The organism is Nonomuraea sp. NPDC005730, assembly GCF_040630865.1.
Taxonomy (GTDB): domain Bacteria; phylum Actinomycetota; class Actinomycetes; order Streptosporangiales; family Streptosporangiaceae; genus Nonomuraea.
The window spans coordinates 29,921-55,093 of sequence record NZ_JBEXYK010000067.1 but is presented as its reverse complement, the minus strand read 5'-3'; the positions used below and the strand labels follow the sequence as shown (position 1 = coordinate 55,093).

General features: G+C 71.7%; 25 protein-coding genes. 9 read left to right on the top strand and 16 right to left on the bottom strand.

What is annotated here, in order from left to right; genetic code table 11:
• The 6 genes from ABZ444_RS43595 to ABZ444_RS43570 all read right to left on the bottom strand — a co-directional run.
• Nucleotides 1-1,810 (bottom strand): type IV secretion system protein (locus ABZ444_RS43595; RefSeq protein ID WP_358010065.1); only part of this gene is annotated, 1,810 nt, incomplete at its 3' end.
• Nucleotides 1,807-4,284, bottom strand: a complete 2,478-nt coding sequence (locus tag ABZ444_RS43590; RefSeq protein WP_358010064.1) for an ATP-binding protein — start codon at nt 4,282-4,284, stop codon at nt 1,807-1,809. The genes ABZ444_RS43595 and ABZ444_RS43590, both read right to left, overlap by 4 nt.
• 47 nt (nt 4,285-4,331) lie before the next feature.
• Entirely contained in the window at nt 4,332-7,352 is a 3,021-nt protein-coding gene (locus ABZ444_RS43585) for a TcpE family conjugal transfer membrane protein (protein ID WP_358010063.1), read from the bottom strand.
• Nucleotides 7,353-7,407: 55 nt separating this feature from the next.
• Nucleotides 7,408-7,653 (bottom strand): hypothetical protein, encoded by a 246-nt coding sequence (locus tag ABZ444_RS43580; RefSeq protein ID WP_352325464.1) that lies wholly within the window; start codon nt 7,651-7,653, stop codon nt 7,408-7,410.
• An 81-nt stretch (nt 7,654-7,734) separates the two neighbouring features.
• Nucleotides 7,735-8,487 carry a conjugal transfer protein gene (locus ABZ444_RS43575; RefSeq protein WP_358010062.1) on the bottom strand — a complete coding sequence of 251 codons (753 nt, stop codon included), beginning with the start codon at nt 8,485-8,487 and terminating at the stop codon, nt 7,735-7,737.
• Nucleotides 8,488-9,111: 624 nt separating this feature from the next.
• On the bottom strand, nt 9,112-9,411 hold the full coding sequence (locus tag ABZ444_RS43570) for a hypothetical protein (protein WP_352325459.1): 300 nt from the start codon (nt 9,409-9,411) through the stop codon (nt 9,112-9,114).
• Nucleotides 9,412-9,608: 197 nt separating this feature from the next.
• On the opposite strand from ABZ444_RS43570, the gene ABZ444_RS43565 reads away from it, so the two are divergent.
• Entirely contained in the window at nt 9,609-9,908 is a 300-nt protein-coding gene (locus ABZ444_RS43565) for a hypothetical protein (RefSeq protein ID WP_358010060.1), read from the top strand.
• A gap of 6 nt (nt 9,909-9,914) precedes the next feature.
• Here the strand turns inward: ABZ444_RS43565 and ychF are convergent, their stop codons facing one another.
• Nucleotides 9,915-10,991 (bottom strand): redox-regulated ATPase YchF, encoded by a 1,077-nt coding sequence (ychF, locus tag ABZ444_RS43560; protein ID WP_357974518.1) that lies wholly within the window; start codon nt 10,989-10,991, stop codon nt 9,915-9,917.
• 11 nt (nt 10,992-11,002) lie between these two features.
• Nucleotides 11,003-11,728: a hypothetical protein gene (locus tag ABZ444_RS43555; RefSeq protein ID WP_358010059.1), complete on the bottom strand. Its 726-nt coding sequence runs from the start codon at nt 11,726-11,728 to the stop codon at nt 11,003-11,005.
• An 86-nt stretch (nt 11,729-11,814) separates the two neighbouring features.
• Here ABZ444_RS43555 and ABZ444_RS43550 point away from each other — a divergent pair, with 86 nt between their 5' ends.
• Both ABZ444_RS43550 and ABZ444_RS43545 read left to right on the top strand, forming a co-directional pair.
• The gene (locus ABZ444_RS43550) at nt 11,815-13,080 is read left to right on the top strand and encodes a DNA recombination protein RmuC (protein ID WP_358010068.1); all 1,266 of its coding nucleotides are present in this window, start codon (nt 11,815-11,817) and stop codon (nt 13,078-13,080) included.
• Between the two features lie 14 nt (nt 13,081-13,094).
• Complete coding sequence (locus ABZ444_RS43545; protein ID WP_358010058.1) at nt 13,095-13,604, top strand: DUF6542 domain-containing protein; 510 nt, start codon at nt 13,095-13,097, stop codon at nt 13,602-13,604.
• Here the strand turns inward: ABZ444_RS43545 and ABZ444_RS43540 are convergent.
• Nucleotides 13,601-14,566, bottom strand: coding sequence for a 4-hydroxy-3-methylbut-2-enyl diphosphate reductase (locus ABZ444_RS43540; protein WP_357974529.1), 966 nt, complete (start codon nt 14,564-14,566; stop codon nt 13,601-13,603). The two genes, ABZ444_RS43545 and ABZ444_RS43540, sit on opposite strands and share 4 nt — an antisense overlap.
• Before the next feature lie 100 nt (nt 14,567-14,666).
• Between ABZ444_RS43540 and ABZ444_RS43535 the strand changes: the two genes are divergently transcribed.
• Together ABZ444_RS43535 and xseA are read left to right on the top strand one after the other, a co-directional pair.
• Nucleotides 14,667-15,785, top strand: coding sequence for a hypothetical protein (locus ABZ444_RS43535; RefSeq protein ID WP_358010057.1), 1,119 nt, complete (start codon nt 14,667-14,669; stop codon nt 15,783-15,785).
• A gap of 26 nt (nt 15,786-15,811) precedes the next feature.
• Complete coding sequence (gene xseA, locus ABZ444_RS43530) at nt 15,812-17,014, top strand: exodeoxyribonuclease VII large subunit (RefSeq protein ID WP_357974535.1); 1,203 nt, start codon at nt 15,812-15,814, stop codon at nt 17,012-17,014.
• Here the strand turns inward: xseA and ABZ444_RS43525 are convergent.
• The gene (locus ABZ444_RS43525; RefSeq protein WP_358010056.1) at nt 17,011-17,616 is read right to left on the bottom strand and encodes a TetR/AcrR family transcriptional regulator; all 606 of its coding nucleotides are present in this window, start codon (nt 17,614-17,616) and stop codon (nt 17,011-17,013) included. The genes xseA and ABZ444_RS43525 overlap by 4 nt on opposite strands.
• Nucleotides 17,617-17,698: 82 nt before the next feature.
• Here ABZ444_RS43525 and ABZ444_RS43520 point away from each other — a divergent pair, with 82 nt between their 5' ends.
• Entirely contained in the window at nt 17,699-18,112 is a 414-nt protein-coding gene (locus ABZ444_RS43520; protein WP_358010055.1) for a nitroreductase family deazaflavin-dependent oxidoreductase, read from the top strand.
• Between the two features lie 4 nt (nt 18,113-18,116).
• On the opposite strand, the gene ABZ444_RS43515 is transcribed toward ABZ444_RS43520, so the two are convergent.
• Genes ABZ444_RS43515 through ABZ444_RS43505 form a run of 3 tightly spaced genes read right to left on the bottom strand, consistent with a single transcriptional unit; the run spans nt 18,117 to nt 19,531 of the window.
• Nucleotides 18,117-18,344 carry an exodeoxyribonuclease VII small subunit gene (locus ABZ444_RS43515; RefSeq protein WP_352325447.1) on the bottom strand — a complete coding sequence of 76 codons (228 nt, stop codon included), beginning with the start codon at nt 18,342-18,344 and terminating at the stop codon, nt 18,117-18,119.
• Nucleotides 18,345-18,380: 36 nt separating this feature from the next.
• The gene (locus tag ABZ444_RS43510) at nt 18,381-18,911 is read right to left on the bottom strand and encodes a DUF4245 domain-containing protein (protein ID WP_358010054.1); all 531 of its coding nucleotides are present in this window, start codon (nt 18,909-18,911) and stop codon (nt 18,381-18,383) included.
• Nucleotides 18,912-18,922: 11 nt separating this feature from the next.
• A complete protein-coding gene (locus ABZ444_RS43505) occupies nt 18,923-19,531 on the bottom strand; it encodes a TetR/AcrR family transcriptional regulator (protein ID WP_358010053.1) in 609 nt (202 codons plus the stop codon).
• A gap of 248 nt (nt 19,532-19,779) precedes the next feature.
• Here ABZ444_RS43505 and glpX point away from each other — a divergent pair, with 248 nt between their 5' ends.
• Nucleotides 19,780-20,814, top strand: a complete 1,035-nt coding sequence (gene glpX, locus ABZ444_RS43500) for a class II fructose-bisphosphatase (protein WP_358010052.1) — start codon at nt 19,780-19,782, stop codon at nt 20,812-20,814.
• 6 nt (nt 20,815-20,820) lie between these two features.
• On the opposite strand, the gene ABZ444_RS43495 is transcribed toward glpX, so the two are convergent.
• Nucleotides 20,821-21,471 carry a DUF1707 domain-containing protein gene (locus ABZ444_RS43495; RefSeq protein ID WP_358010050.1) on the bottom strand — a complete coding sequence of 217 codons (651 nt, stop codon included), beginning with the start codon at nt 21,469-21,471 and terminating at the stop codon, nt 20,821-20,823.
• A gap of 213 nt (nt 21,472-21,684) precedes the next feature.
• Between ABZ444_RS43495 and ABZ444_RS43490 the strand changes: the two genes are divergently transcribed.
• Entirely contained in the window at nt 21,685-22,347 is a 663-nt protein-coding gene (locus tag ABZ444_RS43490) for a DUF998 domain-containing protein (RefSeq protein ID WP_358010049.1), read from the top strand.
• Here ABZ444_RS43490 and ABZ444_RS43485 read toward each other — a convergent pair.
• Complete coding sequence (locus ABZ444_RS43485; RefSeq protein WP_358010048.1) at nt 22,322-22,927, bottom strand: TetR/AcrR family transcriptional regulator; 606 nt, start codon at nt 22,925-22,927, stop codon at nt 22,322-22,324. The two genes, ABZ444_RS43490 and ABZ444_RS43485, sit on opposite strands and share 26 nt — an antisense overlap.
• Nucleotides 22,928-23,032: 105 nt before the next feature.
• Between ABZ444_RS43485 and ABZ444_RS43480 the strand changes: the two genes are divergently transcribed.
• Nucleotides 23,033-24,196: an MFS transporter gene (locus ABZ444_RS43480; protein WP_358010047.1), complete on the top strand. Its 1,164-nt coding sequence runs from the start codon at nt 23,033-23,035 to the stop codon at nt 24,194-24,196.
• A gap of 16 nt (nt 24,197-24,212) precedes the next feature.
• Here ABZ444_RS43480 and ABZ444_RS43475 read toward each other — a convergent pair whose 3' ends face one another.
• Complete coding sequence (locus ABZ444_RS43475; RefSeq protein WP_358010046.1) at nt 24,213-25,151, bottom strand: Gfo/Idh/MocA family oxidoreductase; 939 nt, start codon at nt 25,149-25,151, stop codon at nt 24,213-24,215.
• Between the last annotated feature and the right edge of the window lie 22 nt (nt 25,152-25,173).

The window sequence follows — 25,173 nt, the reverse complement described above, 5'->3', positions numbered from 1 at the left end:
GACTCCACGACGTTGCGGGAACTGCCGCCGTTCGGTCACGTCGTGATGGGCAGGTCCTGCCGGGCTGGCCGCCGAGGTTGAGCGGGGGCGCGGTGCCCCTGCGGGGTTCGAGCGGGGGCCGGGCCCCCGCCTTGCCGCCGTGCTGGTCGGTGTCGAGCGGCGCGGCCGCCACCGGCATGCGGGTGCCGGCCGAGACGCCCTCGCCCTCCTCGCCGCGCATCCGCGCCTGGGCGACCGCGGCCCCGGCCGCCGCGCCCGCGCCGCTGCCGGCCGCCGCCGCCCTGATGAGCGGCTCGGCCTTGCGCAGGCCCCACCGGCCGAGCTTGGCCCCGGCGACCGGCGGCAACACGTTCGCGGCCCGCTCCAGGACGGGCGAGCTGGCGGCGTCGCCGAGCATGCGGGTGGTGACCGTGTGGCCGCTCAGGGACGCGAACAGGTGCTGGAACGGACGCCGGTAGAAGAACACCGCGATCGTCAGCAGGGCCATGAACAGCACCTGGAGCCCCCAGGGCATGGCCGTGGAGATGATCAGCGCGTACCCGTAGACCAGGACGCTGAGCACGAGCGTCAGCACCGCCTGCCTGAGCAGCGTGCCGACGAGCATCTCCACCCACCGCATGGCGATGATGCGCCCGCTGCCCGGATGTACGCCGACCAGCAGGAACACCGGCCCGAGTATCAGCAGCAGCAGGAAGCCCACCTTGAGCACCAGCAGCGAGACCGCCACCAGGAAGATCAGCAACCCGGCCACCACCGCCGCGATGAGCGCGCCGACGGCCACGCCGAGCCTGCTCGACCAGTCGCGGCCGGAGAAGACGGTGTAGCGGGAGTCGTTCTTGAGCAGCTCGGCGACCTTGGCGTACTCGGCCTGGTGAGCGGCGATGTCGGGGGCAGGCTGTCCGGCCACGGCGGGGGCGATCGACTGGGTCTCCAGCATCTTGCGCCCGAAGTCGCGCACGATCGGCTGCTGCGGGTCGGAGGTGCCGAACATGCCCACCAGCCACGGCTTGCAGACCAGCGTGGACCACAGGGCGTCGGCGTTCTGGTCGACGCCGGCGGTGCCGACCTGGCCGTAACCGCCCGGCTTGACCTGCGGGTTCGTCTGGCCGGGTGGCGGCAGGCAGGACGCGCCACCGGCGCCCGGCAGGCCGGAGAAGGCGGAGTTGACCACCTCGCCCGTCTTGTCGGTCACGACCTTGCCGAGCCCGGTGAAGTCGCCGGGCCTGCTGAAGAACCACACGGCCACGGTGACCGCGAGGACCATCCAGATCACGCCTTCGGCGGTGGTGGTGGCCCGCTTGCGGATCAGGCCGTACCAGGCGAGCCAGATGGCGCCGAGGATCACGATCGGCCGCAGGAACGGCCAGTACATGGCCTCGGACAGGTTCTGGACGATGTCGTCGACGACGTCCTTGATCGACTGGAGCGGTCCTTCCGTCGCAGCCGCCTGGTACGTCGTGATCGTCAGCCGGTCGATGGCCTTGGCCGCGGTGAAGACGCCGTTGGCCCACATGTTGCCGAGCACGGCGACGTAGTCGGAGCAGCCGAGCCCGTGGGTCTGCCAGAACTGGCCGGCCATGCCGAACTGGCCGTAGTTCGTCGTCGGGGCCTGGACGCCGCCCGCGGGAGGCGGCGGCTGGATCATGCCGTCGGTGCCGCCGCCGATCATCTCGGGGTTGAGCGGCCCCGACAGGTCACAGGGCGCCGCGGCGACGGGCGTGGAGAAACCGCCCACCACCAGCGGAACCACGAGGACGGCACTGACGAGCGCGAGCGCCAGCGCCAGTCGTCGGGATAGTCGGATCTTCATGACCGTACCTCCTGCGCCCTGCCCACGCCCCCTCGAAGATCATCATGCCCGCCACCGTCTGGTTTGTCGTGTGTCGGGTTCGTGTCGAGCCAGCGGAGCAGTTCTTCGGAGATCAGGTCTACTCCGATGCGCCCGGCTCTGCCATCCAGATCACGGAATACGCATTCACCGTTGCCGAGCGAGCGGAGCACGGCCTTGTGCTCCTCCGACGGCTCCACGCCGAGCAGCGACATGACGTGCTCCACCTCCACCCTTTCGGTGGAACGGAACGCGAACACCGAGGACAGACAGTTGGTCACCTGCTCGTTCAGCAGGTCTCCGGCGTTCTGGGAGACCAGGACGAGCGCGGTGTTCCTGGATCGGCCCATGCGGCTGACCTCGGGGACCAGCTTGGCGCCCTCCGGCGTGGAGGTGATCGCCCACGCCTCGTCCAGGAAGATCGCCTTGGGGGCCCGCCGGTCGAGGCCGTTCATCAGCCTGCGGGCGAACTGCGAGACCAGGTAGAGCAGGGCCACCGACAGCCGCTGCTCGTAGGAGTAGTCGTCCCTGGTCGTGGCGACGTCGGGCAGCGTCAGGCCGCCCAGGGTGAACACGGTGGTCCACCCCTCGCTGTCGATCTGGTCGCCGCCGGAGGGGTCGAAGCAGAGCCTGGCCAGGTGCATCTCCGACATGGAACGCAGCACCGCGCCCAGGTTCTTGGAGGCCGGGTCGTCCGCCTGTTCCAGGTAGTCGACCACCTTGCCCAGCGACGGGTCGGGGCCGTTGGAGACCGCGGCCACGGCCTGGATCATGGCCGACTCGCGCTCCTCCGACATGCGGGGCAGCAGCAGCCGCAGCGTCTCGGTCGCCATGGTCTTCTTCGCCGCGATGTCGTCGCCGAACGAGAACGGGTCGAGCAGCCCCGGCGCCGCCGAGCCCAGCGGGATCACCCTGGCCTTGCGCCCGCGCTTCTCCAGGAGCTGGACCAGCGACTCGGCGTCGCCCTTCGGGTCGATCACCGCGACCGTGACCCCGCGCAGCGCCATCTGGTAGATCATCAGCAGCGCGAGCGTGGTCTTGCCGCCGCCCGGCTCGCCGGTGATCGCGATGGCGGTCGGCCGGTTGCGGCTCGCGGCCAGCAGCGGGTCGAAGTGCACGATGCTGCGCGCCCTGCCGACCGTCTCCCCGATGTACGGCCCGAGCCAGCCCTCGCTGCCGTCGTCGAGCCGGTCGCCGAGGTCGACGGTGGCCGTGGCCATGCCGCCCGCGATCGTCCGCAGCGGCTGGCGCTGGGCGTAGGCGTTGACGCGCACCTTCTCGCCCGGCAGCGTCTCGCAGAACAGCGAGAACTGGTCGCCGGTCGAGTTCACCACGTCGATGCCCATGTCGCGGTAGTGCTCGACGACCGCCTCGACCCGCTGCACGCAGATGTCCTCCGTGGGGGCCGAGATGATCAGGCGGTGCCAGCCGTACACGAAGGGCAGTCGTTCCTTGGTGATGCCATGTTCGAGCATGCGGGCCGCGTCGATCTGCTCGGCCAGCGCGATCGGCGCCTCGGCGCCCGCCTCGCGGATGTGGTGGTCCATGTCGCGGGCGTGGGCCAGCTTGCGTGCGACGTCCTTCGACGCCTTGACCGGCGGGATCAGCCGCATCCTGGACGAGATCTCCACCGGGAAGGGCAGCTGGTCGGCGAAGTGCATCCACGGCTCGCCGTCGGGGAACGGCATGAGGTCGGGGAAGCGGGCGAACGACAGGTGGGCCACGTACGAGTCGCCCTGCGGCTGGACGATCCGCAACAACGACCTGCCGTTGTGGATCTCGCCCTCGACCAGCGACTCGATCTCGCCCTTGCCCCAGCGCCGCTTCGGGCTGGCCGAGGACGGCGGATCGCCGACCGCTCCGGCGGCGGCGTGCTGGAACAGCCAGGCCACCTCGACGGACGTGGCGTGCCTGGCGTACAGGGCGCTGGACGCCAGCGCTCTGCCCAGCCGTTCGGCCGACTCCGTCCAGCGGCCGATCTCGCTGTCCGGGACGTGGTCGTCCTCCATGCCGAGCGCCCTCTCGGTCTTCTGGTAGAAGCCGAGGAGCTGGGCGAGCACGCCACTGCCGAGCTGCTTGCCACGCGGCCCGAGGCGGACGCCCAGGTAGACCTCCTTCGACCAGAAGTCCTTCGCCCAGACGTGCCGGTACATCTCCTCCAGGTAGTCGCGCCAGCCCGGTCCCTCGTCGGAGGTGGCGTTGAGCGCCATCGCCCACTCGGCCGCCGGGTAGGTGCGGTGCGCGACCCGCAGGTGCACCTCGGCGTCGGGCATCCTGATCGCGGCCAGCGCGATCGTGACGTTGGTGGCCAGCGCCTCGCGCTCCTCCGGCGTGACGAACTCGTAGCTGACCGTCGGAAGCCGGAAGTACGCCCACGCGCAGGTGTCCGTGAGCAGGATGCGGTCGTCGAAGTAGCGGACCGCGAGACGCTGGTGCGCTCGGGACGCCCTGCTCATGCCGCCCCCTCGGCGCATGAACGGGCCAGACCTGCTCGCATGTTCACTTAACGCTCACCGATTCTCGTGCCCGGGGGGTCACTCGCCAACTCCTCTTCGCTCGGTCGGACGGCCTGTCCGTGTGCCTGTACCGCGAAGCCTGCAACCACGACCCCGGCGAGGGCGAGGTAGGCCCGCCGTCCGGCCGCGCGCAACTGACCGGGGTCGACGATCTCCGCGCCGCCGGGCGCCAGGCCGTCCTCCCACGGGACCCGGACGATGGCCCGGCACCTGCCTCTGGCCACCGCCTCCGCCTGCTCGACGTCGGCCATCGACCGCCTGCTCACGCCGTTGACGACCATCACCGCACGCCTGCGCAGCTCGCCGCAGCCGTGCCCGTCGAGCCATTCGTACGTCATCGCCACGGCCTCGGCCGCCTCCTCGCTCGCCGGGACCACCAGCACGAGCTGGTCGGCGTACGGCAGGATGCGGGCCGCGAGCGCGGCGGCCGGGTCGATGACCGACAGCTTGTAGTGGCGGTCGAGCAGGCGCATCGACTCGCCCAGGCGGTGGTCGGAGAAGAAGCTGCGGTCGGCGAGCCGCTGCTCGGCGCCCGCGTCGGTGTCGGCCGAGATCACCTCAAGGCCGGAGGCGGTGCGGGTGGTGAAGCCCCGCATCGTCAGGTAGCCGCTGACCTGGTCGAGGCCGGACAGCAGCGACGTGAGGGTCTCCGGCGTCTCGGGCTCGATCCTGCTGGTCAGCGTGGTGCCGCCGGTGTTGGCGTCGACGGCGACGATCCGGTCGTCGCGGTAGGTGGCGAAGGTGTGGCCGAGCATGAGCGCCGTCGTGGACTGGCCCGCGCCGCCGGTGCAGCCGAGCACCACGATCCGCCGGCTCCCGCCGAACACTGCCCTGGCCCTGGCCTCGTCGATCTCGGACCCGTCGGTGCGTACGCCGCCTCCGCCCACCACGACCTGGGCGATCCTGCGCCATCCGCCGGAGTCCCGGCCCACCACGGACTCGACCCTGCGCACCCGTCCCTCGGCCGGCCTGCCGCCTTCACCGGGCCTGGGAACCGGCACGGGCGCCACGAACCCACCGGCCCTGTCCCCCGGCCTGCCGCCACCGGGCCGCCGCCGCGCCGCCACGTCCCGTCCGGGCTCGCCGTACGCCTCGGAAGGTCTGGGCTGCTCGTCCGGTGCGGGTCCATCGCCGGCGGACCGGTCGGCCGGTGCCTCCGTACGTGCGACCCCAGGCCGTTCGGCGGCCGGGTCGGCGGGAACCTCTGCGGAAGCCCTCCGCTCGGTGGCGGCATCCTCGCCCTCGGCAACGGCCCGCCTCCCGGCACCGGCCCTCCTGTCGGGAGTGCCCTGCCCAGCGGGGGCATCCTCCTCGCCGGTGACAGCCTGCCCGGAGGACGCGCGCACTTCGCCGGCGACGGGCCGCTCGCCATCAACGGGGGCTTCGGCAGGGGCGGAGGCTTCGGCGGCGGCCTCGTGCGCGGTCTCGAAGGACCGTTCGGCGTCGGGCGCGTCGGGCCTCGGAGCGTCCGGGCCGGCGGCAGGAACGGTCTCCCCGACAGGAGCACCTTCGGCTGCCGACTCGCCCTCGCCCGCCGGGACACCCGCGCCCGGCCGCGCCTGCTCGCCCACGTGCGCGCTTTCTCCCAGGTGCACGCTTTCTCCCGCGTGCGCGCCCTCGCCCACGTGCCCGGTTTCCGCTGCGGGTGGGGTGTCGGCGGGGGGCTGGGGGTTGGGGATCTGGTCCTCAAGGCGGAGGGGCGGGCCGGAGAAGGGCTTGGCGTCGGGGTCGACCGGGGGCCAGGAACGCTGCGCGCCCAGGATCACCGTCCCGGGCGCGACCCGCGGCGGCTGTCCCTTCCTGTGCTGGTCGCGGGCGGTCGTGTTCTCGTCCTCGCGGCCCACGCCTTCGGGACGGCCGGTGACGCCCTGGCGGCGCTCGTCCGTGCTCTCACGACGTCCGGTGACGTCGTCGCGGCGCTCTGCGGCGCCGCGCTCGCCTTCCGCGCGACCCGCCGCCTCACCGGGCGCGTCGGCGGTGGCGGCGAGCCGCCGCAACCGACGCAGGGCCTCGGTGTCGATCGGCTTGCCGGCCACGGGCCTGAGCCCCTCCGCCGGCCGGATCGGCACGACCGCCCCACGGCCACCCTGCACCTCGCCCGCAGCGGAGCCCGTACGCTCGCCCGACGCCCTGCCCGTGGCGCCCCCGCGCCCGCTCGGCTGCGCCGCCTCCGAGGCAGCCCGCTCCTCGGGAGCGGCGGGCTCGGGAGCGGCGGACTCGGGAACGGCGGTCTCGGAGCCGGTCGCGTCGCGTTCGGGGCGGCGGTCGGGGGTGGCGCGGCGGGGGCGGGCCGGGAGGGCGCCGCCGGTGAGCTCGCGGCTGGCCAGCTCTCCGGCGGCGACGTCATGCTCGACCGGCGGCAGCGCCGGTCCGTTCTCATCCCCGGGGACCAGGGCCAACGGCACGTCCCGGCCGAACGCGGGGGCGGGACGGCGGGCCTGCGGCCCCAGCGCGGGCGCCGTGCCCCGCCTGGTACGCGACCCCCACCCGGTACGCGCCTCGGCCACCGGCGCCTGCTGGGCGGCCGCCGCCGCGGCGGCCACGGCCGGACGGACCTGGCGCGGACCCGTGATCCGCTGCCCCTCGCGCCTGCGCTGCGGCTGGCGGGACTTGCGCGCCGCCTTCGCCTTGACCCGGACCGGAGTGGTACGCCAGATGCGCCCCGAGAACGCGACCGCCTCCGGCTCGGAGCTGGGCGCGAGCCGGTACCAGGCCTTGGGCTGACCCAGGTAGCGCAGCTGGGACTCCAGAAGCTCGGTGAGCCGCTTGCCCTCGATGACGGGACGCGTGGACAACCACGTCACGATCCCCGGCGGGACCAGGAACAACACGTGCCACGGCATGGCCACCGGCACGCCCACCAGGATCAGCAGGAGCGACCACGGCACGAACACCCCGACGAACACGCCGATCCAGACGATGGGGAGCGGCATCGGGAGGCGAAGGTCGTAGAGCTTGTAGAGCCGCTTCTCGATGCGCCAGATGTTCGTATACGTGGGCAGGTCCACGCAGTCCTCCTCTCCACCCGCTCGTACATGACCGCCCTGGAGCGGTCTCAACCCTTTACTTGATGCCGAGAGCGCCCGCGATCGCCTTCGCCGTCACCTCGATGATGTTGGGAACGTAGAAGATCACTCCGATGGCCACAGCCAGGATGAGGAACTGGACGAAACGCGTGATCTCGCGGGTGAAGAGGAAGAAGAGCGCGACCACGGAGACGACTACCAGGAACAACGGGGCGAAGAAGGCACGCAGGAAGTTGGCGAGCCCTCCGGTGTCAATGCCGGTCGGCGACGGCGACGGCGACATTTCGATCAAGGTGAGCACTACGGTCTTCAACGTCACTTCTTGTCCTCCCGGGGGGTACCGAACAACAGCGCGGCCGTGCGTCTATCCAACGGCCCGACCAGCGCCGCGGATGTCGGCGACGTACCACTTGTCGCCCTGCTTCTCCACGGTGAGGCGGTAGGCCTGCTCCAGCCGCCCACCGACGGCGGCCGGGTCGGTGGCACTCGGCGTGGCCGGAGCGTCGCCGTTGGGCACGATCCACACCACGACCGCCTGGATCTCTCGGGTGGCACCCCCCACAGGCACCACGATGTCCTTCAGCTCCGCGAAGGTGAAGGCGCTGCCGAAGCTCGGCAGGTTCTTCCCGGCGGCCACGTAGCGCTGCAGCCCGGCGGTGTCGCCGGAGGCGTAGTCCTTGAAGAAGCCCTCCAGTTGCGGCTTGAGCTCGGCCGCCGCCGCGTCGTCGGTCTCCGGCTTCGCGAGCTGCGGCAGGTCGGCGGGGGCCGGCGCGGGAAGGATCGCCGGACGGCCCGAGATGACGAACCGCCTGCCGTTGTCGTCGCCGGAGTAGTAGATCGGGACCGACAGCATGAGCCGGCGCGGCCCGGACTGGAAGGCCACGCTCACCACGGCGTTCTGGGCGTCGGTCGCGTCGATGTCGTACGGCTGGATGGCGACGGCGGCCATCTTGCCGAAGCCGTCCCACCACATCTGCGCGTCCATGCCCTCGGCCAGGAACGCGGCGAGCTTCCTGGTGCGGCTGGCCGCGTCTTCCGGGCTGAAATTCAGATAGACCCCCGCGAACTGGGCGGCGAAAGCCATGCCCTGGTCGGCGGGGAATCCCTTGTGCGCCACGGCGGCGCCATTCGTCGTCGTGGGCTCTTGCTGGGTAAACCGCTCAAATGGGGCACGAATCCCATTCACCACGATAACCACAATAAGCGCCCAGAGAATGATGCGGCCGGCCCAGACCAGCCACCGTCCGCCGCCACCGGACCAGCCACCCCGACGTGGCCTGCGCGAGGGCGGCGCGTCGAAGTCAGCCATGTCCGGGCGCGCGGAAAGCTCAGGCTCGCCAGCGATCCGAGGATCGTGCTGGACGGTAGACCTACGAGCCATCACGCCTCCGCTCGCGCCGATCCCCCCGGTTGGCGCGGTGTCGTCCGTTGCCGATCCCCATCATCCGCGGTGAAGTAGTCACCCTATCCGGTCCCGCCATTCTTCCAGGAAAGCCACGCCCATGCTGCAGGCATGACCGCCCTGACGGCAAACCGGATCCGTATGGCAGGCGTCAGTGCCGCTTCCCGTCACTTACTGGCGGAATCACCATTTGACCAGGCCAGACGCCCATTTCCGCCTAGCGCGGCGGACATGAGTTCCTGTCCAAAACAGGCATAGATGCTCACGACCTGCGCATTTGGCATGAGAGGGAGGACAGAGGGTGTTATGCACCACTTCTGGGGGTACGACAGTCTCGGCTCAGGCGGGCTCGGGGTCCTGGCTCGCGCGTGCCCGGCGACGGCTGTGCAGGTCGACGACCGTGGGCGACACCGCGCGCTCCAGCGACCCCCGCAGGTCGGCGAGCATCGAGGCGGCGTCCCGCTCCCGCATGCGGCTGGCCAGCTCGTTGCGCTCGTCGACCTTCCTGCGCAGGTATGCCTCACGGTTGACGCGCAGCCCGTACATGAGCTCGACCCTGATCAGGGCCAGCTCCTCCTCCAGGCTGATGCCCGCGAGGGTGGGCGCCGGACGTCGTTTCCGGATGATGCGTCGGATCATGAGGGCCTCCCGAGTCAGCGTGATCGCCGTGACGATTCGACGCGTAGGGACCCAAAGTGGTTGACGCGTCAGTTGTCCCGGAATCACATAATCCCGGAAGGGCCTGCGCGTTCGTCATCCGGACGATGGGCTTTCGACGGCGATCCGCCGGTAACCTAGCGTAGCGAAAGTTAGCCCACCGTGATTGGACTGATGTGATGCGTCGCCTCGCCGCCGCCCTCCTGCCCGCCGCCGCGCTCGCCGCGTTCGCCCTCTGCGCGCCCTCCCCGGCCGCCGCCGCGCCCTCCTGGGTCACCGACAGCGAGTGCACCAGGGCGGGCGGCAAGGTCTCCCCCGTCGGCCGCGGCAAGGCCGTGTGCCAGGGCGGCACGTACGCGAACGAGCTCATCCACTTCGACAAGAAGCCCGCCGGCAACGGCGGCGGCGGGCCGCTCAGCGGCGGCGGCGGCGCGCTCAGCGGCGGCCCCGCGGCACTGCTCGGCGGGCTGCTCGGCTAGCGCGGATCAGACGTTGAAGCGGAACTCCACCACGTCGCCGTCGCGCATGACGTAGTCCTTGCCCTCGATGCGGGCCTTGCCCGCGGATCGGGCGCTGGCGATGGAGCCCACTTCGACCAGGTCGTCGAAGGAGACCACCTCGGCCTTGATGAAGCCGCGCTGGAAGTCGGTGTGGATCACGCCGGCCGCCTCGGGCGCCGTGGCGCCCTTGCGGATCGTCCAGGCCCTGGTCTCCTTCGGGCCGGCGGTCAGGTAGGTCTGCAGGCCCAGCGTCTCGAAGCCGACCCGGGCGAGCTGGCGCAGGCCCGACTCCTCCTGGCCGACCGACTGGAGCAGCTCCAGGGCCTCCTCCTCGTCGAGCTCGACCAGCTCGGACTCGATCTTGGCGTCGAGGAAGACGGCCTCGGCGGGCGCGACGATCGCCGACAGCTGCTCCTTGAGCGCGGTGTCGGTCAGCTCGTCGGCGTCGAGGTTGAAGACGTAGAGGAAGGGCTTGGCGGTGAGCAGGTGGAGCTCGCGCAGCTCCTCCCGGTCGAGGCCGCTCTCGAAGATGGTCCTGCCGGTCTCCAGGACGGCCAGCGCGGCCTCGGCGGCCTCCAGCGCCGCCTTCTTGTCCTTGTTGTTGCGCGCCTCCTTCTGCAGGCGCGGCACGGCCTTCTCGACCGTCTGCAGGTCGGCCATGATCAGCTCGGTGTTGATGGTCTCGATGTCCCGCTTGGGGGAGATCTCGCCGTCGACGTGCGTGACGTCGGGGTCGCCGAAGACGCGGATGACCTGGCAGATCGCGTCGGTGTCGCGGATGTTGGCGAGGAACTGGTTGCCCCTGCCCTGCCCCTCCGAGGCGCCCTTGACCAGGCCCGCGATGTCGACGAACTCGACCTTGGCGGGCAGCACGCGGGCCGAGCCGAAGATCTCGGCCAGCTTGGGCAGGCGGTCGTCGGGCACGCCCACGATCCCCACGTTGGGCTCGATGGTGGCGAACGGGTAGTTCGCGGCGAGTGCGTTGCCGGTCTTGGTCAGCGCGTTGAAGAGCGTGGACTTACCGACGTTGGGCAGGCCGACGATGCCGATGGAAAGGCTCACGGACAGCGAGTTTACTTGCTGAGCAGGTGCAGGCAGGTCACCGGACGGTAGGTCCCGGGCGCCGCGCGCAGGTAGCGCTGCACGCCGGCCGGGCAGGCCGCGGGCGTGGTCTCGAAGGAGACGACGCGGGCCCAGGCCGTGGACGAGTCGCAGGCGGCCCTGGTCACGGCCGATCTGGCGACGACCTCGGCGGCCGGTCTGGCCACGCACGCGCCCGCGGCGAGCACCTGACCGCCGGGGCCCAGGCAGACGACATCCGCTCCGCTTTCGAGGGTGTCGAGGGTGGTCGAGGGGCATTCGTCCGCAGTCGAGGCGATCGCGATGGATCTGCCGTACCAGCCGGTGCCCGTGCACGGGCGTTCCCGGCCGTCGAGCGCCACGCAGTCGCCGGGCCTGAGCACGCCGCCGCCACCGCCGGGCAGACCGGCGTGCGGGGCCAGGAAGGACCGTACGCAGGCCGTGCGGCCCAGGCCGATGCGGAGCACGTCGTCGGTGTCGTCGGGGCAGTCGGCGGGCCGCGGCGGATCGTGGGCGATGGCCAGCACCTCGAAGTCGCCGCCGTTGCAGGGGATCAGCGCGTAGCGGTCGGTGACGCAGGCGCCGGGCGTCCAGCGCAGGGTCGGGCGGGTGGCCGCCGGCTCGTCGGCACCGGGCCCGGTGATCACGGCTCCGGCCAGGGCGATCAGGGCGACCGACACCGCGGACACGGCGACGGCGACACTCGTACCGGTAGCCATCTCAATACTGTGCGTGACGGATCAGTCGGCGCACAAGCGGATTCCGCAAGCGTGTCGGGAAGATCCAGACGCGATGTGCTGCAATCATCTTTGGAGTGGATGTCGTCTCGCTGCTCATCGGACTCGCCCTCGGACTCCTCGTCGGCTTCCTGGTCGCCAGGACCCGCGCGGCGGTGCGGGTGGCCGAGGCCGACGCGCGGGCCAGGTCGGCCGCCGAGAAGCTGGTCTACGTCGAGGAGCAGCTCGCCGAACGGTTCCAGGCCCTGTCCACACGCGCCCTCGACGTCAACAACGTGCGTTTCCTCGAACTGGCCGAGACCCGGCTCTCGGCCAGCCGCGCGGAGGCCGCCGGTGACCTCGACCAGCGCAGGCAGGCCGTCGAGCACCTGGTCGAGCCACTGAAGGACGCGCTCGCGCGGGTCGAGTCGCAGCTTCGCGACACCGAGGCCGGGCAGCGGGCGGCGCGGGCGGAGCTGGCCAAGCAGATGGAGTTCGTGCAGCAGAGCAACGAGCAGCTGCGCTCGCAGACGACCGCGCTGGTCAGGGCCCTGCAACGGCCCGAGGCGCGCGGACGGTGGGGCGAGCTGCAACTGCGCCGGGTGGCCGAGATCGCCGGGATGCAGCGCCACTGCGACTTCGAGGAGCAGGTCGTCGAGGGCGCGATGCGGCCCGACATGGTGATCAGGCTGGCCGGCGGCAAGAACATCGTGGTCGACTCCAAGGTCTCGCTCGCGGCCTACCTGGAGGCGGCCGAGGCGGGCGACGAGTCGCTGGCCACCGTCCGGCTCGACGCGCACGCCAGGCACGTGCGCGAGCACGTCGACCGGCTGGCGGCCAAGGCGTACTGGCAGGGGTTCAACCCGTCGCCGGAGTTCGTGGTGCTGTTCATCCCGGGCGAGGCGTTCCTCGCGCCCGCGCTCGAACGCGACCCCGCGCTGCTGGAGTACGCCATGGCGCGGCGGGTGCACATCGCCACGCCGACCACGCTGATCACGATGCTGCGCACCGCCCACTACGCCTGGCAGCAGGCCGCGCTGAGCGAGAACGCGCGGGCGGTGTTCGAGCTGGGCAAGGAGCTGTACGAGCGGCTGTCGTCCCTCGGCAGGAACGTGGAGTCGCTGGGCAAGGCGCTGACGCGGGCGGTGGAGGCGTACAACAAGTCGGTCGGTTCGCTCGAAAGCCGCGTCCTGGTCACCGCGCGCAAACTAAACGATCTGGGCGTCGTGGACGGCGACCTGGACGCCCCGGAGATGCTCGAAGGGCTGCCGAGACCCCTGGCCTCGCCCGAACTGCTCGAAACCACGTCTCTGATTTCGCACTCGAACGGTAAGTTGGCAGGCGGGTCGCCGTAAACGGGGGTGGGACAGTGGCAGAGAAGGGCAGGCGTTCTGGCGTCAGGCTGACCGCTCGCGGCGCCATCGCGCTCACCTTGGTCGCCACCCTGGCGGGCTATGTCCTGGCCGCGGTGCTCGGCCTGTCCTACCTGGTGGGGGCCGCGTTCGTGGCGTCGAGCCTGCTCGGCGTGCTCCTGGTCAATAAGCGCGAGCTGCTGTCGCTGGTGGTCACGCCGCCGCTGGTGTTCTTCTGCGCGACGCTCTTCGTCGAGCTCGGGCGCGCGTTCGGCTCGGTGTCGATCGTGCAGTCGCTGGCCCTCGGCCTGTACGGCTCGCTGACCCGCGGCGCCCCCTGGCTGTTCGCCGGCTCGGCGGTCGTGCTGGCCGTCGCCTGGCGGCGCGGCCTGCGCGACAACGTGCGGGAGCTGCGCGAGGAGCTGAAGGCGGGCGCGGAGATGCCGCGCCCGCGCCAGCCGTTCGTGCCCGAGCCGGAGGGCTACTTCGAGCCCAAGGTCTACGGCACCCCGCGCAGCGACGACTAGCCGACGCGAAGGTCCTTGCGCAGCTCGTGCGGGAGCGCGAAGCGCATGCTCTCCTGCACCGACTCGACCTCGTGCACGTCGCCGAAGCCGTGGCCGGCCAGCCGCGCGAGCACCTCGTCGACCAGCTCCTCCGGCACCGACGCGCCGCTGGTCACGCCGACCGTGGTGACGCCTTCGAGCCATTCGTCCTGGATGAAGCCGGCGTTGTCCACCAGGTACGCGGCCTCGGCGCCGTAGTCTTTGGCCACCTCGACCAGGCGCTTGGAGTTGGACGAGTTCTCCGACCCGACCACGATCACGAGCTGGGCCTCGGCGGCGATCTCCTTCACCGCGACCTGCCGGTTCTGGGTGGCGTAGCAGATGTCGTCGCTCGGCGGGTCGATCAGCGTGGGGAAACGCTCCTTGAGGCGGGCGACCGTCTCGGTGGTCTCGTCGACCGACAGGGTGGTCTGCGACAGCCACACGAGCTTGTCGGGGTCCTTCACCTGGACCTTCTCGACCGAGTCGAGGCCGTCGACGAGCTGGATGTGGTCGGGGGCCTCGCCCGAGGTGCCCTCGACCTCTTCGTGGCCTTCGTGCCCGATGAGCAGGATGTCGTAGTCCTGGGCGGCGAACCGCTTGGCCTCGTTGTGCACCTTGGTGACCAGCGGGCAGGTGGCGTCGACGGTGCGCAGGCCCCGCTGCCTGGCCTCCTCGTGCACGGCGGGCGAGACGCCGTGGGCCGAGAACACCACGATCTCGCCCTCGGGCACCTCATCGGTCTCCTCGACGAAGATGGCTCCCCTGGCCTCCAGCGTCCTGACGACGTGGGTGTTGTGCACGATCTGCTTGCGGACGTAGACCGGCGCGCCGTACTGCTCCAAAGCCTTCTCGACCGCTACCACGGCTCGATCGACTCCGGCACAGTAGCCGCGCGGCTTGGCTACGAGTACTCGGCGGGAAGTGGGGGTCTGGGGCTCCATACTTCTTATGCTACGTGGAGCGGCCATCAGGGCTGCGCGTGCGTGGTCGCCCGCCGTTTGCCAGACTGGCCGTCCAATACAGACCTCCCAGGGAGACGTCATGTCCCTCAGCGACGTGATACGCAACATCGCCAGAACCGTTACCAACAAGGACGAACTCAAGGAGAAGGCCAAGGATCTGCCGCTGTTCGTCGTCCAGACCACGCTCAGCGCGGCCGGGCAGGCGCTGCTGGTGGTGGACCGGGTGAAGAACTCCATCAAGGGGCTCGGCACGAAGGAGGAGCAGGAGGAGGAGCAGGAGTCCCGTCCCTCCGCCGCCGCGCAGGTCGCCGCTCCCCCGGCCGAGGAGGAGAAGCCGGCGCGCAAGGAGCCGGTGATCTTCACGCCGCGTCCGGAGGCCGCGCCCAACGGGTCGGCCAAGAGCAAGCCGGACCCGGTCATCTTCGCCCCCGCGGGCAAGACCGCCACCAAGCCGGAGACCGAGCCGAAGGCGACGACCGACCCCAAGCCGACGACCGACGCCAAGCCGACGACCGACGCCAAGACCGCGACCGAGCCCAAGCCGGAGGCCGCCGCCGAGACGGAGGCCCCGGCGAAGGCCGACGCGCCGGCCAAGGCCGAGGTCAAGGCCGAGGCGCCGGCGGAGGCCGAGCCCGCCGCCGTGGTCAGGCCGACCGCCGAGAGCAAGGCCGCCGCCGAGGTCGAGCCGGTCGCTGACACCAGGGCCGCCGCAGAGGCCGAGCCGGTCGCTGAGGCTGAGGTCGCGCCCGAGGCCGAGCCCGTCGCCAAGAGCGCCGCGAAGCCCGCCAGGAGCGCCAAGGCCACGAAGACCGCCAAGAGCACGAAGGCCGCCACGACCGCCAAGCCCGCGAAGGCGACGAAGGCCGCCAAGGCCGCCGCCGAGCCCGCCGCCGTCACCGAGGTCACCGAGGAGCCCGCGCCCGTCGCCGCGCCCCAGGACGGTGTACTCAAGGCCGCCGCGGAGGCCGTCACCGAGCCGGCCGTCCCCGTGGCGGAGCCCAAGGCCGTCCCGGACGACCTGGCCGAGCCGCTGCCCGGCTACTCCGAGCTGACCGTGGCCTCGCTGCGGGCCAGGATGCGCGGCAAGTCCGCCGAGCAGATCGGCGACTACCTGGCCTACGAGCGCGCCACCCAGGCCCGCGACGAGGTCGTGCGCATGTTCGAGAACCGGCTGGCCAAGCTGCAGACCGGGGAGTAGTCGTGGCGAACCCGTAGTCTTCCGCCATGACCTCGAAGACCACACCCGAGTCTCCCCTGCCGATCCGCACGGTCCTGCAGATGGTGGGCGGCTGGATCGGCAGACTCGGCACGGTGTGGGTCGAGGGCCAGATCACCGATCTGAGCGCGCGCGGCGGCACGGTGTTCCTGACCCTGCGTGACCCGGTGGCCAACGTCTCGGCCCGGGTCACGGCTCCGCGCGGCGTCTACGAGGCCGCCGAGCCGCGTCCCTCCGACGGCGCGAGGGTCGTGGTGCACGTCAAGCCGGACTTCTGGGTCAACAAGGGCTCGTTCGCCTTCACGGCGATGGAGATCCGGCCGGTCGGCGTGGGCGAGCTGCTGGCCAGGCTGGAGCGGCTGCGCCGGCTGCTGGCCACCGAGGGGCTGTTCAACGCCGACAGGAAGCGGCGGCTGCCGTTCCTGCCGGGCACGATCGGGCTGGTCTGCGGGCGCGACTCGGCCGCCGAGCGCGACGTGCTGGAGAACGCCCGCCGCCGCTGGCCGGCCGTGCGGTTCAAGGTGGAGGAGGTGGCCGTCCAGGGGCCGTACGCGGTCGGGGAGGTCACCGAAGCGCTGCGCAAGCTCGACGCCGATCCCGAGGTCGAGGTGATCGTGGTGGCCCGCGGCGGGGGTTCGCTGGAGGACCTGCTGCCGTTCTCCGACGAGACCCTCGTGCGCGCGGTGGCCGCCTGCCGTACCCCCGTGGTCAGCGCGATCGGCCACGAGCAGGACAGCCCGCTGCTCGACCTGGTGGCCGACGTACGCGCCTCCACGCCCACCGACGCCGCCAAGAAGGTCGTCCCCGACGTGGGCGAGCAGCTCGCGCTGATCCGCCAGCTGCGCGACCGCGGGCGGCGGGTGCTCAACGGCTGGCTCGACCGCGAGATGTCGTGGCTGACGTCGGTGCGCTCGCGGCCGTCGCTGGCCGATCCGGTGCGCGAGCTCGAACGCCGGGCCGAGCAGGTCGACGCGCTGCGGGAGCGGGCCAGGCGCTCGCTGACCGGCTCGCTCGACCGGGCCGCCGACGACCTCACGCACCTGCGGGCCCGCCTGGTCGCGTTGTCGCCCGCGGCCACGCTGGAGCGTGGCTACGCGATCGTGCAACATCCGTCGGGCGAGGTCGTGCGCCTGGCCAAGGACGTGCCGCCGGGCACCCCGCTGACGATCAGGCTGAGCGACGACCGGCTCACGGTCCGTACGGAGGACTAGGGCTGCCGCACGACGGCGGCGGCCAGCTCGGCGAGGCCGGCCTTGACGCTTTCCACCGTCATGCCCCGCTCCTCCCGCTGGAACTTGATCAGCCAGGCGGTGACCGGCGCGAGCAGCGCGTCGGCCAGGTAGGCGACGTGGGCCCCCGGCCGGGCCGCGGCGAGCAGGCTCGCCAGATGCACCTGATGCACCTTGTACGGCCCGCTGTAGCGCGCCTTGCCCGGCCCGTTCTCCAGCAGCAGGAACAGGTCCTGCTGCTCGACGATGCGATCGACCAGCGCGTGCAGGAACGCCGTGACCCGCTCGGCCGGCGGCGCGCCGGGCCCGAGCGGCGGCGGGCCGCTCAGGAACGCCGCCTGGAACCGCTGCTCCCGCTCGTCGATCAGCGCGAGGACGAGCCCCGCGCGATCGCCGAAACGCCGGTAGACGGTGCCCACCCCGACGCAGGCGGCCTTGGCCACCTCGTCGAGCGAGAGCTCCTCGGCGCCGCGCTCGGCGATCATCGTGGCGGCCACCTCGATGATCTTCCGGCGGTTGCGCGCGGCGTCGGCCCGCTCGGGCTGGGCCTGCCCGACGACGGGCAGCAGGGGACGTGCGCACACGCCTGGAGCATAACTCCCTTGTGAGCGGAGAGCTCTCCGGTATTCTCCGAATCGGAGAACTCTCCGATTATCAGGAGCTGAGATGACCAACTCGTTCAACCAGCAGATCATTGACGAATTCCGGGCCAACGAGGGCCGGGTGGGCGGCCCGTTCGAGGGCGCGTCGCTGGTGCTGCTCACGACGACGGGCGCCAAGAGCGGCCGGCTGACGACCACGCCGGTGATGTACCTGGCCGACGGCGACCGCTACGTGATCATCGCCTCCAACGCGGGCGCCGACAACCACCCGGCCTGGTACCACAACCTGCGCGCCACCCCCACGGCGACCGCCGAGATCGGCACCGAGACGTTCGAGGTGAAGGCGGACTTCGTCGAGGGCGACGAGCGCGACCGGCTCTACGCCCGCATGGTCGAGATCGCCCCCGGCTTCGCGGAGTACGAGGCCAAGACCAGCCGCCGCATCCCGGTGGTGGCGCTCAACCGCACCGCCTCCTGACGGATCAGAAGGGGGCGTCGTCGGCGCCCGGCTCCGAGCGCCTCGCCATGGCGGCGGCGAGCTTGACCCGGGCGCCCTGCAGCCACTCCTCGCAGACGGCCGCGAGCCTCTCGCCGCGCTCCCAGAGCTCGATCGACTGCTCCAGGGTGAGCCCGCCCGTCTCCAGGCGGCGCACCACCTCGGTCAGCTCCTCGCGGGCCTGCTCGTACGAAGGTGTCTTCTCGTCTGCCACGGCCACCACCCTAGACGCCGCCGCGCCCGGCCAGGGTCACCCCTTGGCGCGCTGCTGCAGGAGCCCGGCCAGCTCGGTCAGCTCGGGCCAGTCGGCGGTGCCGGTGACCACGAGGGTGACGTCGGGGAGCACCCGTACGAGCGAGCGCTGGTTCTTGTCCTCGCGGAACCGCTTCTCCCAGGTCACCCCGCCGACCTGCTGGCTGCCGGACGGCTTGGCGATGCCGGTCATGCGGTTGGCGAACTCGGCGGCCGGCTTCTCGTCGCTCTGGGCGAACATGGCGTGCTGCCGCTTGGCGGTGGCGTAGCCCAGGTAGAGCACCTGAGCGCCGTTCTCGCCCTTGGCGATCCTGTTGCTGTTGGGCACCCAGCCCGCCGGGTCCTTCTGCGGGGACCACACCTGGTAGGGCACGTCGTGCCCGAAGTTGGCGACGGTGATGGAGTAGTCGAGCCGCGGGATGTGCTCCTCGCGGCTCTGCGGGGCCACGAGCATGAAGAGCCCCACGCCCGCCAGGCACACGAAGAGGGCTACCGCGTAGCCGTAGAAACTTTGGCTGAACCGTCGCACACTTGGCGAGGTTACCCGCTGGAGGGCGCGGTCGCCGAAGCGGCGGGCCTGATCTGGCCGATGATCGCCAGCACGTCGTCGACCATCGCGCGGTCGCCGGAGAAGACGATCTCGCTGACAGCCGCGGCCAGTGCGCCGGTGACCACGACGACGAGCGCGGGCTCGCCCTCGAACAGCGCGGCGTTGCGCTGGGCCCACGTGCGCAGCCGGTCGCGCATGACCACCTCGAAGCCGGGCGGGCCGTCGCCGCGCAGGAACAGGGCGGCCAGCTCGCGTTCCTCCAGGCAGCCTTCGAGGTAGGCGCGGGCGGCGTCGATGAACACGCGCATGGGGTCGCCCTCGGCGGCGGCGCGGGCCGTACGGGCGGCCTGCTTGGTGCGCTGGGCCTGGCGGGCCTGCCATTCCTCCCACAACGTGAGGTAGAGGTCGGCCTTGCCGGAGAAATGGTGGTAGAGGCTGCCCACGCTGGCGTCGGCCCTGGCGACGACGTCCGTCACGCCGGCCTCGGCGAACCCCTTGGAGACGAAGACCTCCCTCGCGGCGGCCAGCAGCGAGCTCCGCGTCGCAGCCCCCCGCTCGGACGTGCGAGGCTGGGTCACCGCGTGTTCCACTTCGCTCATTCGATCTCCTCCACGGCGGGGGCGCATGTCCATGGTGGAGGCGAGATCTCCTACGCGCACGCGATATGGCGCAAAATCCGGTCTCCGTCATGCGGGGCACCCATATAGATATCCCTTTTCGCCGGTCCCTGACCATCGCGCGGCGGCCCTTGCGCGGAGGGCTGAGCCGGGCTGGGCAGATTATCCCCCTCTGACCGGGAATAGACCGGCAACTACGATCGAGAGAGTTCTCAACGAGGAGGCTCAGCATGTCCGATCAGACGTCGGTACCGGCAGCGCTCGCGACGGGCGAGCACGCCCCCGACCGCAACCTGGCGATGGAGCTGGTACGCGTGACGGAGGCGGCCGCCATGGCCGCGGCCCGCTGGGTGGGCCGCGGCGACAAGAACGGCGCCGACGGCGCGGCGGTCAACGCCATGCGCCAGCTGATCAACACGGTGTCGATGAACGGTGTGGTGGTCATCGGGGAGGGCGAGAAGGACCACGCCCCGATGTTGTACAACGGCGAGCGCGTCGGCGACGGCAGCGGCCCCGACTGCGACGTGGCGGTGGACCCGATCGACGGGACCAGGCTGACGGCGCTCGGCATGCCGGACGCGGTGTCGGTGATCGCGGTGAGCGAGCGCGGCTCGATGTACGACCCGTCCGCGGTGTTCTACATGGAGAAGCTGGTCACCGGGCCGGAGGCGGCCGACGTGGTGAACATCGAGGCGTCGGTGGCCGACAACATCAACGCGGTGGCCAGGGCCAAGCACTGCTCGCCGTCCGACGTCACGGTGGTCGTGCTGGACCGGCCGCGGCACGAGAAGCTGGTCAAGGAGATCAGGGAGACGGGCGCGCGGATCAAGTTCATCGTCGACGGCGACGTGGCCGGCGCGATCATGGCGGCCCGCGCGGGCACCGGCATCGACCTGATGCTGGGCATCGGCGGCACGCCCGAGGGCATCGTGGCCGCGTGCGCGCTCAAGTGCCTGGGCGGCGTGATCCAGGGCCGGCTGTGGCCGCGCGACGACGCCGAGCGCGGCAAGGCCATCGACGCCGGGCACGACCTCAGCCAGGTGCTCACCACGAACGACCTGGTCAGGTCGGACGACGTGTTCTTCGCCGCGACCGGCATCACCCAGGGCGAGCTGATGCAGGGCGTGCGGTTCAGGTCGGGCGCGGCGGTGACCAGCTCGCTGGTGATGCGCGGCCGGTCGGGGACCATCAGGAAGGTCGAGAGCGAGCACCAGCTCTGGAAGCTGCGCGCCTACAGCGCGATCAACTTCGACACGGCCGGCTGACCCGCCTCAGCGGCGGCGTTTGCGCTTGGGCGGTTCCTTGACCTTGATGTCGCCGGCGAAGTTCGTGGTGCGCACCTCGACCACGGGCCCGCCGGGCTCGACCGGCTGCTTGGTCAGGCGGACGGTCTCCCCCTTGGCGACCCTGATCACCTCAAGGTCCTCCGGCACGTGGATCTCCAGGCCGCCGAAGACCAGGGTGGCGTTGATGACGATCCGGCTGTTCTGCAGGATCGCCTCACGGAAGTCCAGCTTGGTCGTGCCGAACATGGCCGTGACGTCGAGCTCGGCGGGCACCACCCAGCGCCCGCCGCGCTGCTCCTTCTTGAAGATGGCCGACACCGGCCGGCCGTCGAGGTTCAGCGGCTGCTCCTCGGCCGGGAGCAGGTCGGCGGTGAGCCCGGCGAGGTCGCCGAGCGTGCGCGCGGAGTAGACGACGCCGAGCCGCTCCTCCAGCTCGACGAGGTCGAGCCGGCCGTCGGCGTGGGCGTCCTGGAGCACCTGCGCGATGCGTTCGCGGTCGGCGTCGGAGGCGCGCAGCTCGTGCGGCTGCGGCAGGCCGGACGCGGCCGGTGCGCGCCGGGACGTCACGAACTCCTCAGCAAGCCGCTCTCCGACTTCCTGCAGCTTCGGCAACCACGATCCCGCGCGTTCGTTCACACTTCTGACGATATCCGGCGGCCCGGGTATTCGCTCGCCCAAGAGCGGACCAACAGGGCGCACATCGGCTAATCCGCACGAGCAACGCGCCGATCTCCCGAACTGGCTCTCCGTTCGCGTCGGCGTGCCGGTGGCCGTACGCCGGAATCGTCCGGCGTTTCTCGCCGTTGATCCACGCGACAGGCTTCTGACCGCTGATCCCGGGAGGCGGGCGTGCATCAACCGGCGCGATGGGGGCTCGGTGCGGCGGGGGTGGGCATCGCCGTGATCGTCGGCCTGGACGTGATCAGCCTCGACGAGACGAACCCGTTCAGGCGCACGATCAGCGAGCACGGTCTCGGCCCCGACGGGTGGATCTTCGGGCTCGCCGTGGGCCTGCTCGCGGCCGGGTCGGCGGCCATCGGCGTCTCGCTGGCGCGCAAGCGGCTGGCCGGGGCGGTCGGCACGGTCGCGCTCATGGCCTGGAGCGTGGGGCTGCTGCTGACGGCGTCGTTCCAGAAGCACGACTGGGCGGTCGGGCCGAGCACGAGCGGCAGCATCCACCGGGTCGGCAGTTTCGTGGCCTTCCTCAGCCTGCCGCTCGCCGCGCTGGTCATCGCCCGGCCCTGGCGGCACCGGGAACGCCGCAGGTCGGCGACGGTGGCGTTCGGGCTGGGGGTGTGCTCGGCGCTGTGGGTCGTGGGCATCGGCGCGGCGGTGCTGATCGGCGCCGGCCACGGCCTGCCGTGGTACCGGGTCATGCCCCTCGGCCTGGTCGAACGGGGGCTGGCGGGGACCGAGGTGGCCGCGTTGCTGGCCCTCGGGGTGTGGGCGGCCGGGCGGCTGGCGGAGGCCGAGCCCGTGCGGGCGGTCAGGCGGGCCGTAGAGCGGCGATGAGGTCTTCCACGTAACCGCGGAAGACGGCCGCCATGTCCACCTGGCCGGGGTCGATCAGCCACTGGGTCTGCAGGCCGTCCATCATCGCGATCAGGCGGTCGGCGTGGGCCTCGGCGTCGAGGCCGGCCCGGAACTCGCCGCGCTCGACGCCCGCGCGCAGCGCGTCGGCCACGTCGGCGCGCAGCCGCCGGTAGCGCCGCCTGGCCCACTCGTGGCCGGGGTGGCCGGGGGTCACCGCCTCGCCGCTGATCACCGAGAACAGCTGGACGAGGCCCGGCACCCGCGCGTTGTGGTCGACGACGTCGGCCAGGGCGCGCAGCGCGTCGGCGCCGCCGACGTCGTGCCCGTCGCGCCCCGGCCCGAACCGGCGCCGGTCGAGCTCGTCGCGGTAGTCGAGCACCGCGAGGAGCAGACGTTCTTTGCTGCGGAAGTGGTGGAGCAGCCCGGCCTGGGAGAGCTCGACCCGCTCGGCGATGCGGGCCAGCGAGGCGCCGCGGTAGCCGTGCTCGGCGAACTCCAGCAGCGCGACCGCCAGGATGCGCTCCTTGCGCGCCTCGCCGGTCGCGTAGCCCCGTTTCACCCAGGCACCCTATCCACCGCTGGATCTGCCGCTGGCGTACGGCCCTGACCAGCCGCTAACCTGACTCCGCCTCACGTTTGATTCCCCCCCGATCAGGAGGCCGTCGTGCCGTCCCCGCGTGATCGCCAGGCCCGTGCCGCCACGTACGTCGTGTACGGCGTGCAGGGCCTCTCCTTCGCAACCCTGCTCGTCCAGGTGGCCAGCCTCCAGACCGAGCTGGAGCTCACCGACGGTGCCCTCACGCTCCTGCTGCTCATCGTGCCCGTCTTCGCCGGCGTGGGCAGCGTCGGCGCGGGCACGTTCGCCGCCCGGTACGGCAGCAAGCTGCTCCTGCGGGTCGCGCAGCCCGCGGTGGCGCTCGCCGTGGTGCTCACCGGCCTCGCGCCCTCGGTGCCGCTGGCCGTGCCCGCGCTGCTGCTGTTCGGCCTGGCGGTCGGCGCGGTGGACGCGGGCATGAACATGCAGGGCGTGGCCGTCGAACGCCGGTACGGCACCGCCGTGCTGAACGGCTTCCACAGCGTGTGGAGCGTCCTCAGCCTGGCGGGGGCCCTGTGGGCGGTGTTCGCGGCCGGCCGGGTCTCGCTGGCGGTCACGATGGCGATCCCCATGGTCCTGGCGGTGGCCGGCTCGGTCTACGCCGGGCCGAAGCTGTGCACGATCGCCGAGGAGAAGGTCGAGAACGTCGTCGAGGCCGCGACCGGGAAGTTCCCCTGGCGGCCGATCATCCCGCTCTGCCTGGCGATGGGCTTCCTCTACATCGGCGACGCGGCGGTGTCGAACTTCGCGACCGTCTTCATGGGCAAGGCCCTGCTGGCCCAGGACAGCGTGGCGAAGCTGGCCTACAGCGTCTACCAGGGCGCGACGCTGGCCGTGCGGCTCGGCGGCGACGTCGCGGTCCGCCGCTACGGCCCGGCCGTCATCGTCCGGCTCGGCGGCGCGCTGGCCACGCTGGGCTTCCTCGGCGTCGTGGTGGCCCCGAACCAGCCGCTGGCGATCGTCGCGTTCGGGCTGACCGGGCTGGGGTTGTCGGTGGTCGCGCCGCAGTCGTTCTCGGCGGCGGGCAAGCTGGACCCGGCGGGCACCGGGGTGGCCATCGCCCGGGTGAACCTCTTCAACTACGTGGGCTTCATCGTGGGAGCCGCGCTGATCGGCGGCATCGCCGACGCCACGGACTGGCGGCTGGCGTTCGTCGCGCCGCTGCTGCTGGCGGGCGTGATCATCGCGCTCGCGCCGGGCTTCGCGCCCAGGCGGGCCGCCGCGCAGGCGTGAGGCGCGGGCCGCCGCCTCAGCCGCGCACCTCGGCCATCTGGACCGTACGGGACTCGCGCAGCGACAGGTCGGCGGCCTCGGCGACGTACAGAGCGGCCAGGGCGTCCTCGACCGAGCACAGACCCTCGCCGCCGCGCAGGAAGGTGTCGATCTCGGCCGCGTAGGCGGGGCCGAACCTGGCGGCGAAGTCGGGCCAGGGCGGGCCGGACGGCCGCAGGCCCTCGGCGCTGCGCAGCGGGGCGCGCGGGCCGAGCCCGGCCACCTGGGTGCCCTTCGTGCCCGCCAGCTCCATGCGCACGTCGTAGCCGGCGCCGTTGTAGCGGGAGCCCTGGAGCGTGGCCAGCGTGCCGTCGTCGAGGGTGAGCAGCGCGGCGCTGTTGTCCACGTCGCCGGCCTCCTTGAAGAACGCCGCGCCCCGGTTCGCGCCGACGGCGTGGACGGAGACGACCTCACGCCCGGTCACCCAGCGCAGGACGTCGAAGTCGTGGACGTGGCAGTCGCGGAAGAGGCCGCCGGACAGCGGGACGTACGCGGCGGGCGGCGGCGCGGGATCGGCCGTCACCAGGTGGACGCGGTGCAGCTCCCCCAGCTCGCCGGCCCGCAGCGCCGCGCGGGCGGCCCGGTAACCGGGGTCGAACCTGCGCTGGAACCCGATGCACACCCGCCGGCCCACGCTCGCCTCCAGCACCTTGACCGTCTCGGCGACCGTGCCCGCCGCCGGCTTCTCGCACAGGACGGGGACGCCCAGCTCGCAGGCCCGGATCAGCAGCTCGGCGTGCGTGCTCGTCGGCGTGGCTATGACCACGGCGTCGGCGTCGAACGGGTCCCCCGGCCTGCCGTACGGCGAGGTCCTGACCGGGTCGGCCACGATCAGCTCGTCGACCAGGGGATGTGCGGCCAGGTTCGCGGCGTGGAGCGCGCCGATCCGGCCCAGGCCCAGCAGTCCCACCCGCATGCCGCCTCCAGTCCCGCTTTCC